General features: G+C 69.1%; 15 protein-coding genes and 1 tRNA gene. 14 read left to right on the forward strand and 2 right to left on the reverse strand.

All coding sequences use genetic code 11. From position 1 onward, the window contains the following. Positions 1 to 70 precede the first annotated feature (70 nt). Positions 71 to 154: transfer RNA gene (locus tag KM427_RS00505), tRNA-Leu, on the forward strand. 107 nt (positions 155 to 261) lie between these two features. After that, entirely contained in the window at positions 262 to 1,620 is a 1,359-nt protein-coding gene (locus tag KM427_RS00510; protein WP_215525855.1) for a tyrosine-type recombinase/integrase, read from the forward strand. A 71-nt stretch (positions 1,621 to 1,691) separates the two neighbouring features. Here the strand turns inward: KM427_RS00510 and KM427_RS25800 are convergent, their stop codons facing one another. Next, positions 1,692 to 1,949 carry a helix-turn-helix domain-containing protein gene (locus KM427_RS25800; protein ID WP_215525856.1) on the reverse strand — a complete coding sequence of 86 codons (258 nt, stop codon included), beginning with the start codon at positions 1,947 to 1,949 and terminating at the stop codon, positions 1,692 to 1,694. After that, entirely contained in the window at positions 1,946 to 2,194 is a 249-nt protein-coding gene (locus KM427_RS00520) for a hypothetical protein (protein ID WP_215525857.1), read from the reverse strand. Before KM427_RS00520 ends, KM427_RS25800 begins: the two co-directional genes overlap by 4 nt. 199 nt (positions 2,195 to 2,393) lie before the next feature. Here KM427_RS00520 and KM427_RS25805 point away from each other — a divergent pair, with 199 nt between their 5' ends. The 12 genes from KM427_RS25805 (at position 2,394) to KM427_RS00580 (ending at position 13,363) form a co-directional block, all read left to right on the forward strand. Next, positions 2,394 to 2,849, forward strand: coding sequence for a helix-turn-helix domain-containing protein (locus KM427_RS25805; protein ID WP_215525858.1), 456 nt, complete (start codon positions 2,394 to 2,396; stop codon positions 2,847 to 2,849). A 425-nt stretch (positions 2,850 to 3,274) separates the two neighbouring features. Then, positions 3,275 to 3,847 (forward strand): SAF domain-containing protein, encoded by a 573-nt coding sequence (locus KM427_RS00530; RefSeq protein ID WP_252274911.1) that lies wholly within the window; start codon positions 3,275 to 3,277, stop codon positions 3,845 to 3,847. A 3-nt stretch (positions 3,848 to 3,850) separates the two neighbouring features. Then, positions 3,851 to 4,690 carry a MinD/ParA family ATP-binding protein gene (locus KM427_RS00535; RefSeq protein WP_215525860.1) on the forward strand — a complete coding sequence of 280 codons (840 nt, stop codon included), beginning with the start codon at positions 3,851 to 3,853 and terminating at the stop codon, positions 4,688 to 4,690. Continuing rightward, positions 4,687 to 6,372, forward strand: a complete 1,686-nt coding sequence (locus KM427_RS00540) for a TadA family conjugal transfer-associated ATPase (RefSeq protein WP_215525861.1) — start codon at positions 4,687 to 4,689, stop codon at positions 6,370 to 6,372. Before KM427_RS00535 ends, KM427_RS00540 begins: the two co-directional genes overlap by 4 nt. Next, on the forward strand, positions 6,369 to 7,310 hold the full coding sequence (locus tag KM427_RS00545) for a type II secretion system F family protein (RefSeq protein ID WP_215525862.1): 942 nt from the start codon (positions 6,369 to 6,371) through the stop codon (positions 7,308 to 7,310). Before KM427_RS00540 ends, KM427_RS00545 begins: the two co-directional genes overlap by 4 nt. Continuing rightward, the gene (locus KM427_RS00550; RefSeq protein ID WP_215525863.1) at positions 7,307 to 8,221 is read left to right on the forward strand and encodes a type II secretion system F family protein; all 915 of its coding nucleotides are present in this window, start codon (positions 7,307 to 7,309) and stop codon (positions 8,219 to 8,221) included. Before KM427_RS00545 ends, KM427_RS00550 begins: the two co-directional genes overlap by 4 nt. A gap of 68 nt (positions 8,222 to 8,289) precedes the next feature. Then, complete coding sequence (locus tag KM427_RS00555; protein WP_215525864.1) at positions 8,290 to 8,493, forward strand: hypothetical protein; 204 nt, start codon at positions 8,290 to 8,292, stop codon at positions 8,491 to 8,493. An 18-nt stretch (positions 8,494 to 8,511) separates the two neighbouring features. Next, positions 8,512 to 8,907 (forward strand): TadE family protein, encoded by a 396-nt coding sequence (locus tag KM427_RS00560; RefSeq protein ID WP_215525865.1) that lies wholly within the window; start codon positions 8,512 to 8,514, stop codon positions 8,905 to 8,907. Then, positions 8,904 to 9,353, forward strand: coding sequence for a TadE/TadG family type IV pilus assembly protein (locus KM427_RS00565; RefSeq protein WP_215525866.1), 450 nt, complete (start codon positions 8,904 to 8,906; stop codon positions 9,351 to 9,353). Before KM427_RS00560 ends, KM427_RS00565 begins: the two co-directional genes overlap by 4 nt. Before the next feature lie 86 nt (positions 9,354 to 9,439). After that, complete coding sequence (locus tag KM427_RS00570) at positions 9,440 to 9,799, forward strand: pilus assembly protein TadG-related protein (protein ID WP_252275460.1); 360 nt, start codon at positions 9,440 to 9,442, stop codon at positions 9,797 to 9,799. Then, a complete protein-coding gene (locus KM427_RS00575) occupies positions 9,796 to 13,068 on the forward strand; it encodes a LysM peptidoglycan-binding domain-containing protein (protein ID WP_215525868.1) in 3,273 nt (1,090 codons plus the stop codon). Before KM427_RS00570 ends, KM427_RS00575 begins: the two co-directional genes overlap by 4 nt. 22 nt (positions 13,069 to 13,090) lie before the next feature. Next, positions 13,091 to 13,363, forward strand: a complete 273-nt coding sequence (locus KM427_RS00580) for a hypothetical protein (protein ID WP_215525869.1) — start codon at positions 13,091 to 13,093, stop codon at positions 13,361 to 13,363. The last annotated feature ends 7 nt before the right edge of the window (positions 13,364 to 13,370 follow it).

A 13,370-nucleotide genomic window follows, 5' to 3' on the forward strand; every position in this document is an offset into this window, starting at 1 on the left:
TCGGGCGAGTGCCCGGGCGGTCCCGGTTTGGGCCGCAGCGCGGCCCTGGGATAGCCTTGCTCCGCTTCACGCGCGAGTGGCGGAATAGGCAGACGCGCACGGTTCAGGTCCGTGTGCCCGAAAGGGCGTGGGGGTTCAACTCCCCCCTCGCGCACGTGGGTAGCCCCGGGGATGACCTGGGGCTTTACTCATTTCCGGAGTTAGCCTGAACGCCCAAGGGCGCACGAAGGGTGCACCAGCCTCTACTCGGAGAGGTTTGGCATGGCATACATAGAGAAGCGACGCCGCACCGACGGCGGGATCTCGGCGCGCGTGAAGTGGCGTCTGGGAGGCTCCCGTGACGGCGCGATACAGCTCGAGGTCTTCAGTGCTGGCACCGACGCGCAGAACCTCGCGCGGGCCGACGGCTTCAAGAAGATGGTGGACGCTGCTGGCCAGAGGTGGCCGGCCGGCTGGGTAAAGGGCGAGGGCTTCGTCCGACCGGTCGGCGAGGCGGACCCCCTAACGGAGCCGCCGCGGTTCGTTGACATCGGCGAGGAGTACGTCCGCCAGATCGTCGATCTCTCGCCCGGTCAGCGCAAGCGCTACCTGGGCCACCTCCGCGTGCTGGAAGAGACCAGGATCCGAGGATCGCTGATCTTCACGAAGCCGGTGACCGCGATCACCGAAGCAGACCTCAAGGACTGGTTGATCGATTGGGACCGGTCACTCAAGACGAAGGCCAACTATCACGGCCTGATCTACGGAGTCTTCGGATACGCCGTCAAGCGCGGTTGGCTGTCTGCCAACCCTGCCGTCGGGACGGCACCACGGATGTCACGGGTGAAGCAGTCGAGACCGGAACTGCGCTTCCTTACCGAACGAGAACTGCAGCGTGCGGTCGAGCTGGCCGGACCGTACGCCGACCTACTGACCGTCGCCGTAGGCACCGGCATGCGGTTTGGGGAACTCGGAGCTCTCTGGGTCTCCGACGTGGACCTGGAGCGTCGCACGATCCGAATCAACAAGGCGTGGAAACGCAATGGCGAAGATGATGCAACCGACGTTCCCGGGTGGCTCGCCAAGTTGTTGAAGCCCAAGCACACGATGCGCGATCACCACCTCGGCGTGCCAAAGACCACCAAATCGCGCCGAACGATCACCATCTCGCCTGCCCTCGTCGCCGTCTTGCGCAAGCGCATCGAGGGCAAGGCAGCTGACGACTTCGTCTTCGTGTCAAACGCTGGGTATCCGCTGCACAACGGGGACTTCAGCACGCACGTGTGGCGAAAGCTAATGACGGCGCTCGAGACCGAGGGCATTGGTCGATTCAGGTTTCACGACCTGAGGCATACCCACGTCGCATGGTTGATTGCTGGCGGCGCGCCATTGCCCCACATCCAGGCACGGTTGGGGCACGAGTCGATCACGACGACGATCGATACCTACGGCCATCTGCTACCAGCCGGTGACGAACTCATCTCCGGCATCATCGACACTGCGCTGACCGGAGGGACGATCCGCCCCGGCTCTGGGTCATCGATGGGAAAGGGAGAGAAGGGAAAGAAGTCCAAGAAGCGCACCAAGCCGGCTCCGGACCCGCACATGTCGCATTCGGTGGAGCAGGGTGCTGCGACATGAGAGCGACCGTTGCCGTTCAGCCAGGCCCGAGCGTGTCCCGCCACCAACGTGGCCACGAGGCCCCGCCACGCTCAGAGCTTTGAGCGGCGATGGCTGGCTCTCGCCGCCTGGACAACGCTCAGCGTGTGGGGTGATGCGGAGACTGGCTGCTCGCCTGCGTCGATCAGTTCGTCGAGATGCTCCGGACGGAAACGGATGTGCTTGCCGATTCGCGTGCATCGCACCCTCCGCTCCCGAACAGCATCGGCGACCCACCTCGTCGGAACGTTGAGGTAGCTAGCCGCTTCATCGATGGTGAGTAGCGGACGCCAACTCGATGCCTCGCTCACGGTCGGTCACCGGATTCACCGTCCGGAACGTCCATCGCGACGACCGGTGGGGCGATCCATCGCCGTACCTCGTCGACCGTCGTATAGAGCCGGCCGGTGCCGTTGAATCTCCAGAATCGAGGGCCGGTCCCTAGGGATTGCCAGGCCCGCACCGTGCCTTGTGGCGTTCGAGCCAGAGAGCAGAACTCCTCGATTGTCAGGAGCGCGCTGCCGTTCCATTCGGCGGGGATGTCGATGGTCTGCAAGGGATTGCTCCTCTCCGTGTCCGTACGGTCTCCTAAGTCCGGAGAGCTCCCTGCGGCGATCAATTCCGGCCAACCTGATGACGACGTTCGCCACGACGAGTTCGGTCGAGGGCGGTAGCCCCGTGGATTGGTGTCGTCTGAGCTGCAGCCCGACGAGCAGGCCTGAGCGGACTTCACTGACCGGTAGGGTTCGTGCCTGATGGTCTCCGGCGTTGACCCCTCTGAACTGCGGGCTGCTCGCGAGAAGGCGGGTCTGACTCAGCACGAGCTGGCGCGTCTCGTCGGGGCGGCCGGGGGGGAACGCATATCCCGGTGGGAGCTGGGCACATCTGTGCCCCGTCCAGACTTCGTGGTCAAACTCGCGCGAGCCCTCAACATCCCGACGCGTCGACTGATCCACCTCGACGGCGAGGTTCCCGATCTAAGGGCGCTGCGTCTGCAGGCAGGGCTCACCGTTCCCGAAGTCGCCACGTCCGCGAACGTGGCTGTGCCGACCTACTACGCCTGGGAACAAGGGCGCTGGACCCGGCTCCCCGCATCAGACTCGCTCGAAGCGCTCGCCCGCGCAATCGGGGAGTCCGTCGAAGCGGTTGGCGCAGCATTCCAAGAATCGCAACGGCAACGCCGCCGGCGTAGCGAAACAGCCTCGGCCTAAGCGGCCTCGTTGTTGCGGGCGGGTTTGACCGCCATCCACAGGTGAGCAATGCGTTCCGGGAGACCCGGACTATTTGTGGTCCCATGGACTCCGGATCGTTCGGAGGCGTTGATGCTCGGTCCCATCGGGGGGATCGAGCCGCGTAACTCGGGTCAGGACTGGGCGATGGAATCTCGGAATCGATCACCTGTGGATAGCGGCTTGCTCGATAGGAATGCACTAGTGTGTCAGTATCGAGCTGGGCTCGCGCTGAACCGCTCCGGGCCCGTCTTGACACGTAGGTGATCGAGACACGAGAGGACTCGGGATCCATGTCGCAGAACACCGCTCAAGGCCTGTCAGGCGAGGCAACTGCCACCAGCCGGCCCATGCCCAATCTCAACAACAGTCCCCTACCGCGACCCAAGCGGCGCCGCAGACCTTGGGTGTTCGCACTCTGTGCGGCCCTTGTTGCCGCAGGAGCGCTCGGTACCGCCTTCGCGTTCACCTCGATCAACGACACCCAAGAGGTCCTCGTCGTCGCCAACGACATCAAGCGCGGCGAGACCATCGAGGCCGGTGACCTCTCCGTGGTGCGGGTCAGCGTCGACCCGGCGCTCACCACGGTTGCCGGCAGCCAGAAGTCCGACCTCGTGGGCAGCCGCGCCGCGGCCGACCTGTGGGCCGGCACGCTGCTCACCGAGAGCGCCGTCACTGACAGTCTGGTGCCGGGGGAGGGGGAGTCGCTGGTCGGTATCAGCCTCACGCCGGCACAGATGCCGTCCGAGTCGCTGTACTCCGGCGACGCCGTCCGCATCGTCACCACCCCGGGCGACCAGGGCGAGGTCACCGACAAGGAACCGGTCACGATCGAGGCGACTGTCGTTGGTGTTAGCCGGGTCGAGGAGACCGGGGAGACCGTCGTCGACGTCTCGGTCCCCGAAGACGAGGCCGCCGACCTGGCTGCCCGTGCCGCCACAGGCCGGGTCGCGCTCGTCCTGGACGCGCGGGAGCGCTGAGGCATGGCGCTGATCGTCCTTGCCTCCGCGAGCGGTTCGCCCGGCGTCTCCACCACGGCGCTGGGGCTCACCCTCAACTGGCACCGCCCCGTGCTCCTGGTCGACGCCGACCCGACCGGGTCCTCTTCGGTCTGCGCCGGCTACTTCCACGGAACCCAGGAGCCGACCGGCGGGCTGATCAACCTCGCGCTCTCCCTGCGCGAGGGAACGTTGGCCGACGTTCTGCCCCGCGAGACGCTGCTGCTGGACCCCGAGGCGCCCGCCGAGCGGTCGGCCTGGTTCCTGCCCGGCATCCGGGCCCACGAGCAGGCCCCGAGCCTGCTGCCGCTGTGGGATCCGCTGGCCGAGCAGTTGCGCGCAATGGACCGCAACGGCCAAGACGTAATCGTCGACGCCGGTCGGCTCGGCCTCGCCGGCTGGCCACAGCCGCTGATCGCCGCCTCCGACCTGACCTTGCTCGTCACCCGCAACTCGCTGCCAGCACTCGCGGGCGCCACGAGCTGGGCCAAGGCGCTGCGCGCGCAGTTCGCCGCCGTCGGCGGCCTCTCCAGGCTCGGGGTGCAGCTCGTCGACGAGGAGCGCCGCTGGCCCGCGGTGCCCACCGGGGCCCGGGTCCGGCCCTACAGCGCACGCCACATCGCCAAGGCTCTCCAGATCCCCGTGGTCTCCTCGGTCGACTGGGAACCCGAGGTCGCGGAGGTCTACTCCCACGGCGCCCGCAAGCCCCGCAAGTTCGAGTCCTCCGGCCTGCTCCGCGGCTACCGGGCCAGCGCCTCGGTCGTCCAGTCCATCCTCGGCGCCAACCAGGCCGCCCTCGCTTCCACGAACGGAGGCCACGCATGAGCACGAACGGACATCACCCGGACACCAATGGCCGCGACCCGCTGCGCGCCGACGAGTGGCTGGAGGCCCGGCACGCGGCGACGCGCGAGCAGAGCTCGCCGTTCGCCCGCGGCCGCGGCACCAACGGCACCCCGGTGACACCGCCACCTGCGCCGCCGGTCGTCGACGACGAAGACCCGACCTCGCTGCCGATCTTCGCGGGCGCCTGGAGCAGCGAACAGGAGCTGCCGGGCCGCGCCCGCTCAGAGTTCAGCCTGCGCCCGCTCGTCGCGTCCGCTCCCGAGGAGAACCACCACACCCAGGGGGTGGACGGCGAGGTCGACCTGGACTGGGAGCTGATCGCGCAGTACCGCGCGGAGATCTCCTCACGCCTGACCGCCCGCCTCGACAAGGAGGGCGGCCGGGTCACAGAGGAGGACCGGGAGCAGATGGGCCTCGACGTCATCGAGGAGCTCATCAAGTCCGAGGCCGAGACCCTGGTCTCCACCGGCCGGCCGCCGTGGACGACGGGTCAGGAGAAGGCGCTCAAGTCCGCCCTCCACGCCGCCCTGTTCGGCCTCGGCCGTCTGCAGCCGCTGGTCGAGCGCGAGGACGTGGAGAACATCATCGTCATCGCCCGGGGCCCGGTCTGCTCGGTGTGGCTGGAGCTGGTCGACGGCACCCTGGTCGACGCCGACCCGATCGCCGACTCCGAGGACGAGCTGCGCGAGTTCCTCGCCGATCTCGGCTCCCGTCAGAACCGGCCCTTCACCGAGGCGCGTCCGCATCTGGACTTGCGCTTGCCCGGGGGAGCCCGGCTCGCGGCCGGCTCGTGGGTGATGGCCTACACCTCGGTCGTGATCCGCCGCCACGGCATGCGCGAGGTGTCGATGGAGGAGATGGTCTACCACCGCAAGGCGTGCAGTCCGGTTCTGGCCGACTTCGTCGCCGCGTGCGTGCGGGCCGGCAAGAGCATCGTCGTCTCCGGCGTCCAGGGCTCCGGCAAGACCACCTGGGTCCGAGCCCTGTGCTCGTGCATCCCGCCCTGGGAGATGATCGGCACCTTCGAGACCGAGTTCGAGCTGCACCTGCACGAGCTGGTCGACCGGCACAAGATCGTCCACGCGTGGGAGCACCGGCCCGGATCCGGAGAGGTCGGCATCGACGGCCGCCAGGCCGGTGAGTTCAGCCTCGAGGAGGCCATCCACCACTCCTTCCGGTTCAACCTGGCCCGCCAGATCGTCGGCGAGGTCCGCGGCCCGGAGGTCTGGAACATGCTCAAGGCCATGGAGTCCGGGCCGGGGTCGATCAGCACCACACACGCCCGCAGCGCCGAGCACACCATCGAGAAGCTCGTCTCCTGCGCCATGGAGAAGGGCCCCCAGGTCACCCGCGAACTGGCGATCAGCAAGCTCGCCGCAGCGATCGACATCGTCATGTACCTGCGCTCCGAAGTCGTCGCCAACGGGGACGGCACCTTCCGCAAGCAGCGCTGGGTCGAGGAGGTCCTGGTCGTCCAGCCCAGCATCGACGCGGCCCGCGGGCATGCGACCACCCCGATCTTCGCGCCCAACCAGCTCGGCCAGGCCGTCGCGACCGGCAAACTCGACAACTTCCTCGCCCAGGACCTGGCGCGGCACGGGTTCGACCTCGAGGCGTACAAGGCCGAGTCCCAGGCCAACCCGGGGGTGGCCACCTCATGAACCCCACATCGTCGGCGTTCCTGCCGGCCGTCTTCGGCGCGCTCATCGTTATCGGCCTGATCGGGATGGCCTACGCACTCATGCCGGCGCCACCCAAGCCGCCCCGGCCCGCGCGCACCGCCACACCGTTCGGGCGGCTGGGCAACTGGTTCATCCGGCTCGACCGGCGCACCCGGATGCTGATGCTCGGCGGAGCCGTCGCCGGGCTCGTGGTCGCGCTGGTGACCGGCTGGGTGATCGCGATCCTGCTCGTCCCGGCCGGCATCGTCGGCATCCCGCTGCTGCTGACGCCGCCGCCGGCGGCCGCGAGCATCGAGAAGCTCGAGGCGCTCGAGGAGTGGACGCGTTCACTGTCGGGGAAGCTGACCGCGGGCCAGTCGCTGCGCTCGGCGCTGATCAAGTCGTTGCAGTCCGCACCCGCGCCGATCGAGCGCGAGGTCGGGCTGATGGTCTCCCGGCTGTGGAACAACACCGCGACCACCGAGGACGTGCTGCGGGCCTTCGCCGAGGACCTGAACGACTCCACCGGCGACGTCGTCTCCTACCAGCTGATCCTCGCCGCCAGCGGCCGCGGGCAGGCGGGGCTGAGCAAGGCACTGGACGCCCTGGCCGAGACCGTCGCGGCCGACGTGCGGGCCCGGCGCCAGATCGCGGCAGACCAGGCCAAACCCCGTACCACAGCACGCACCGTCACCGTGATCACCCTCGGCGTGCTCGGCATGCTCGCCTTCACCGGCGACTACATCAAGCCCTACGGCACCCCGCTGGGCCAGGTCATCCTCGCGGTCCTGCTTTCGGCCTACGTCGCCACGCTGCTGTGGATGCGCCGCATGGCCGTCGCCAAGCCGCTCCCGCGGTTCCTCGACCTCCAGGCCCGCAACGCGCACCGTGCCGCCCAGCGCACGGCACCGGGCGCGAAGGAAGGAGCGCTCGCATGACCGGCCTGCAGATCGCCCTCGCCAGCGGCACCCTCCTCGGGCTCGCCCTCGCCCTGCTCGTGTGGCGCCTCGCGCCCTCCGACCCCGACCTTGTCGACGCACTGGACCGTCTCTCGCCCGAGCGCGTCGTGCCCCTCCGTAGCACCCCCGGCCTCGACGACTCCGCCACCGACACCGGCTCGGCCGTCGACCGGATCGGCCTGTGGGCGGCGAAGAAGCTGCCCGGCGGCGCCTGGGCACACACGCCCCGCAAGGACCTGGCCATCCTGCAGATCAGCGAGACCCGGTTCTACGGCGAGAAGGTCGTGTGGGCGCTGCTCGGCCTTGCGATGCCGCCGCTGCTCGCCGGCTTCTTCAGCCTGATCGGACTCCCTCTCCCGTTCGCGATCCCCACCCTCGGGTCGCTGGCACTGGCCGGACTGTTCTGGTTCATGCCCAACTACAACGCCGCGGACGACGCCAAGAAGGCCCGCATCGAGTTCAGCCGCGCCCTGGGCGCCTTCATCGACGGCGTCGCCACCGGTGTGCGCGACGGATCCAGTGGCCAGCAAGCCCTGCGCTCCGCAGCCGAGGTCGGGGACAAGTGGGTGTTCAAGCGGATCGAGAGCGAGCTGCGCCGCGCCCGCTACATGACCCGCGCACCGTGGGACTCTCTGCACGGCCTCGCCGACGAGCTCGGCGTCCCCGAACTCGACGACCTCGCCGACATCATGCAGCAGTCCGGCCAGGACGGCGCCCAGATCTACAACAACCTCCGCGCCCGCGCCGCAGCCATCCGCTCGGCGATGCTCAGCGCCGAACTAGGCAAGGCCAACGCGACCTCCGAGCGCATGTACATCCCCGCCAGCCTGCTCGGCGTCGTCTTCATGGCGATTCTCGTCACCCCCTCGATGCTCCGCTTCACCACCTGACCGACCTACCACCGACCCACAACGGGGTCCCGAGATCGCAAACCGAAAACCCAGGAAGGAAGAACCCGATGTTGAAGCTCTTCATCGCCCTCCAGCTGGCGGCGCTCACCGTGCGCGCTTCCCTTGAGGATCGCGTCACCAGGCAGCGCGACGAGCGCGGGTCCGTCACGATCGAGCAGGTCATCTGGGCCGGCGCGGTGATCATCATCGTCGGCATCGTGGTCGCGGCCATCAAGGCCTTCGTGACCGAGAAGTCCGGCGACATCAAGTAGTCAAGGACTGAGTTCGCCATGCTCGCCAGCTCGCGCCGCCGCAGCCGGGACGAGCGCGGGTCAGTGACCATCCAGATGGTCTTCCTGATGCCCGCGCTGTTCCTGCTAATGTTCCTCGGCGTCCAGGGCGCCCTGTACTACCACGCGAAGCAGGTGGCGCTCGCGGCAGCGCAGGAGGGCGCACGCGAGGCGGGCAGCGAGACCGGCAGTCGTGAGGCCGGCGTGGCCACAGCGAACACGTTCCTCCATGACGCCGGCGGCTCGGACGTGATGACCTCCACCAGTGTCTCGGGGTCACGGACCGCGACCACCGCCACGATCACCGTCACGGGCAAGTCCCTGAGCGTGATCCCCGGCTGGCACGTGACGGTCACCCAGAGAGCCAGCGTCCCGGTCGAAAGGCTCACCGAATGAACGGGTGGACCAGCTGGCGGCGCAAGCGCCGGGACGAGCGCGGATCGGTGGCCATCGAGGCCGCGATCGGCGTCCCGGCCTTCGGCCTGTTCGTGGCGATGATCGTCCTCGGCGGCCGCGTCGAGATCGCCAAGCAGGCCGTCGAGGCCGCCGCCTACGACGCAGCTCGGGCGGCATCCATCGAGCGCACCCAGCCCGAGGCGATCAGCTCGGGCAAGTCCGCAGCCACCAGCAGCCTGAACGACCAAGGCCTGCAGTGCGCGACCACCGACATCACGGTCAACGCCGCCGCGTTCAACGCAGCTCTGGGCACCACCGCCCAGGTGACCGCCACGGTCACCTGCAAGGTCGACCTCGCCGACCTGAGCATCCCCGGCCTGCCCGGCACCCGCACCATCACCGCAACTGCCAGCAGTCCCGTCGACGCCTACCGGGAGCGCCGATGATCAGCCACCTACACCGCCTGCTGATCCGCCGCCCGCGCGATGAGCGCGGCTCGATCAGCGTCTGGTTCGCCACGGCGTCCTTCGTGATGATCATCCTCGTCGGGATGGCCGTCGACCTCGGCGGCAAGGTCCACACCCAGCAACAGGCACGCAGCGCCGCCGCACAAGCCGCCCGCACCGGCGCCCAAGAGGTCCAGGGCTCGACCGCAGTGCGCGGCGAAGACCTCCGCGTCGACATCAACGCCGCTAAGGCCGCGGCCATGGACTACCTCCACGCCGCCGGCGTGGAAGGCAACGCACGCGTCGTCGACGGCGACACTCTGATCGTCACCACCACCGACACCTACACCAGCAAGTTCCTCGGGATCATCGGCCTGGACACCATGCAGGTCACCGGGGAGGCGTCCGCGCGGCTCATCCGCGCCGAAGGAGGCATCGAAAGATGACCACGCGCACCTACCCCACACTGGGCCAGCGGCTCACCGGCCTCGCAGCCTCGGTCGCCGTGCTCGGCATCCTCGTCGGACTCCCTGCTCTGTTCCTCGCCATCGGCGCCAGCCCGATCCCCCACCAGGTGCCGACCCTGGACACCATCAAGAACGCGCTCCTGGCACCCGACGACGGAACGCTCGTCCTCGGCCTGTTCAAGTTGATCGGCTGGGCCGCGTGGGCCTTCATGGCGCTCAGCCTCGTTGTGGAGGCCATCGCCCGGCTCCGCAGGGTCCAGGCACCCCAACTGCCGGGCCTCCGACTCCCGCAGGCCGGCGCCCGCAACTTGATCGGACTCGCGGCCCTGTTGTTCATCGCCGCACCCATCGCCGCGCAGGCAGCCACCGCCACCGCCGCCAGCGCCGCCGCCCCGGCGGCCGTGGGCCACGTCCACGCCGGCGCCGCCAACCAGGCGGCCAGTCAGCAGACGGTGAGCGTCGAAGCGAAGCAGGGGCCGAAGCAGGCCAAGACGATCGACCACGAGGTGAAGCCGGGGGAGAGCCTGTGGTCGATCGCGGAGGACCACCTGGGCGACGGAGCCCGGTACAAGGAGATCGCCGAGCTCAACCGCGACCTCCTGGGCGGTCAGCCGGGCTTCCTCGAGCCCGGCTGGGTGCTCAAACTGCCTGCGCCTCGGGCGAAGAACGCTCCGGCGCACCAGTACGGGGTGCAGCCCGGCGACACCCTCAGTCAGATCGCGCAGGAGCAGCTCGGTGACGCCGACCGGTGGCCCGAGATCTACCAGGCTTCGACCGGCATCACCCAGCCCGGCGGCGCCCAGCTGACCGACCCCAACGTGATCGACGTCGGCTGGAAGCTCAACATCCCCGGCACCGAGCCCGGCCGCAGCCACAACGACACCGACCACCAGCAGCCGCGCGAGGTCGAGCCGGAGACGCCCACCACCCCCGAGGACCAGCAGTCCGTCGACCCGCCGGCCGAGGAAGAGCCGCCGGCCGCACGAGAGTCCGAGGCCCCCGAGACGGCCGCTCCCGACGCCGCTCCGTCCCAGGCCGAGGACCCGGCGGCGCCGACCGCCGGCGACCAGGTCGACGACAACGTTGATGAGGCCGACGACTCGAATCTGGATGCGCCATGGGTCCTCGCCGGTCTCACCGGCGGGGGTGTCCTGCTCTCCGGGGCACTGCTCATGGCCCTGCGGTCCCGTCGACGGGCCGGCTACCGGAACCGTCCGCCCGGCCGCGCGATCGCCGCCCCGCCTCCCGAGCTCGCGCCGGTCGAGATGACTCTGAACGCGACGGGCGCGGCCGCGGCGGCCACCGTGGAGTTCGCCGACGAGGCCCTGCGCCGCCTCGCGGCCGCGGTCGGAGCCCAGGGCGGCACCATGCCGCCGCTCGCGGCCGGCGAGCTCGCACACGGCAAGCTGACCCTGCACCTGAGCGCGCCAGCCGCCATGCCGGCACCGTGGGTGGGCAGCCCCGACCAGACCCACTGGCACGTCAGCACGGACACCGACGTCGACGAGCTCGGCCCCGCCACCGACAACGTGGAGCCGCCCTACCCGCTGCTGGCCACCATCGGCATGAGCGACACCGGCGAGACCTGGCTGCTGAACTGCGAGGAGCTCTCCACGCTCACCATCAGCGGAGACCCGACCTACGGCCGCGACTTCGCCCGCCACCTCGCCGCACAGCTGGCCGTCAACCCGTGGTCGCGCCGTGTCCAGGTCGACTGCATCGGCGTGGCCGAGGAGACCGTCGCCATGGACGAGCGGATCAGCTACTACCCGACCGGAGCAGCCGGAAGCCCCGCGACCGCCGAAGTCCTCGCGGCCGCCGTCACCACGGTCGACCGGGCCAAGCGCCACGGCACCGACGTGTCCACGGCCCGCACAGGCAGCGTCGACGACGACACCTGGCCGGCCCGCATGCTGCTGGTCGACGCCGCGGCCGGAGACCCCGACGACCTCGAGCAGCTGCTGCAGCTGGTCAACGACCACGTCGGCGAGTCCGCAACCTCCATCGTCGTCGCCGGCGAACGCCCCAACACCCCCGGCGCGGTGCTGCACATGACCAACACCGGCCGCGTCGTCCTCGAGCACGCCGGCCTCAACCTCATCGCCGTCGGCCTCACCAGCGACGAGGCCCGGGGCTGCGCATTGGTCTACGCCCAGAGCGAGACCCCCGAGTACATCGACACCCCCGTCGACGAGGACGCCACCGACGGCTGGGAGGCCTACACCGACTCCTCCGGAGCCCTGCGCCGCGAGTACACGCTCCCCCGCAACACCCCGGACGGCGCCGTCGACGAGCCACTGTCCTCCCTCCTCGAGGGCGACGACGAGGACTACATCCGCACGAGCCCGGTCGTGAAGGAGGACCTCGACGCGCTCGCACCCAAGGTGCCCGAACACGTCCGGGCCGAGGTCGAGAAGGAGGACCCCGACCTCGACCAGGACATCGCCGACTGGTTCTCAGCCGACTGCAAGCGGCCCAGGCTCACCCTGCTCGGCCCCGTCACCGCACGCGCCTACGGCAAGCCGCTGGCCAAGCGCAAGGACTACTTCATCGAGCTCCTGGCCTACCTCGCGCTCCACCGCAAGACCGGGGCTACTCGCGAGCAGATCGAGGAGGCCTTCACCATCTCCGACGGCAAGGTCCGCGACTACACCAACATCGTCCGCGACTGGCTCGGCACCAACCCGCGCACCGGCGAGAAGCACCTTCCCTACGCCGATAAGGCACCAGCCAAGAAGCTCACCGGGGTGAACGTGTACCAGGTCGACGACGGCCTGCTCGTCGACCTCGACCTGTTCAAGCGGCTCCGCAAGCGCGGCCAGGCGCGCGGCGGCGCCGAAGGTCTCGCCGACCTGTGCACCGCCTTCGAGCTCGTGGGAGAAGCGCCGCCGTTCAGCCAGAAGCGGGTAGACGGCTGGGAGTGGTTGATCAAGGAGAACAACCGCGTCGATCAGATGGCCCCCCGATGGATCGCCGACGTCGCGCTCATCGTCGTCACCGAGGCACTCGCGGCCGGCGATCTGGTCAAGGCCCGCTCCGCCGCCTACGTCGCCAACCGGGCCGACCCCGACGGCGAGAGCACCCGCCTGTGCCTGGCCCACGTCATGAAGGCCGAAGGTGACCAGCTCGAAGCCGACCGGATCCTGCGGGAGGAGATCTGCAACCGGTCCGACGACGGCGAGGCACCCATGGAACTGTCGGAGCGCACGAAGACCATCATCAGTACTCACGGCTGGCTGGCGAGCTGACTCGGGAAGGGAGCACCAGCACATGACGACGTTCACCCAGGAACTCACCGGCGGCTACGTCGCGGCCGGCAGCGACCGCCCCGATCTCGAATCCAGGCGCGTGGCCCGGGCGGTCTTCGTCCGGGACACCATCCGCGCCCTGTATGACGCTGACAAACGATTCAGCATCGACCCGGCCGACAACGGCTCGCTGGCCGAGCTCGTCGACGCCGCAGAGGAACACCTCGAGCACATCGCCAACGACATCAGCCGGTCGGTCACGACGGCGACCACCACAGGAGGAGACACCGCATGAGGAAGCA

The sequence above is a fragment of the Nocardioides sp. LMS-CY genome, from assembly GCF_018732145.1.
Lineage (GTDB): Bacteria > Actinomycetota > Actinomycetes > Propionibacteriales > Nocardioidaceae > Nocardioides > Nocardioides soli.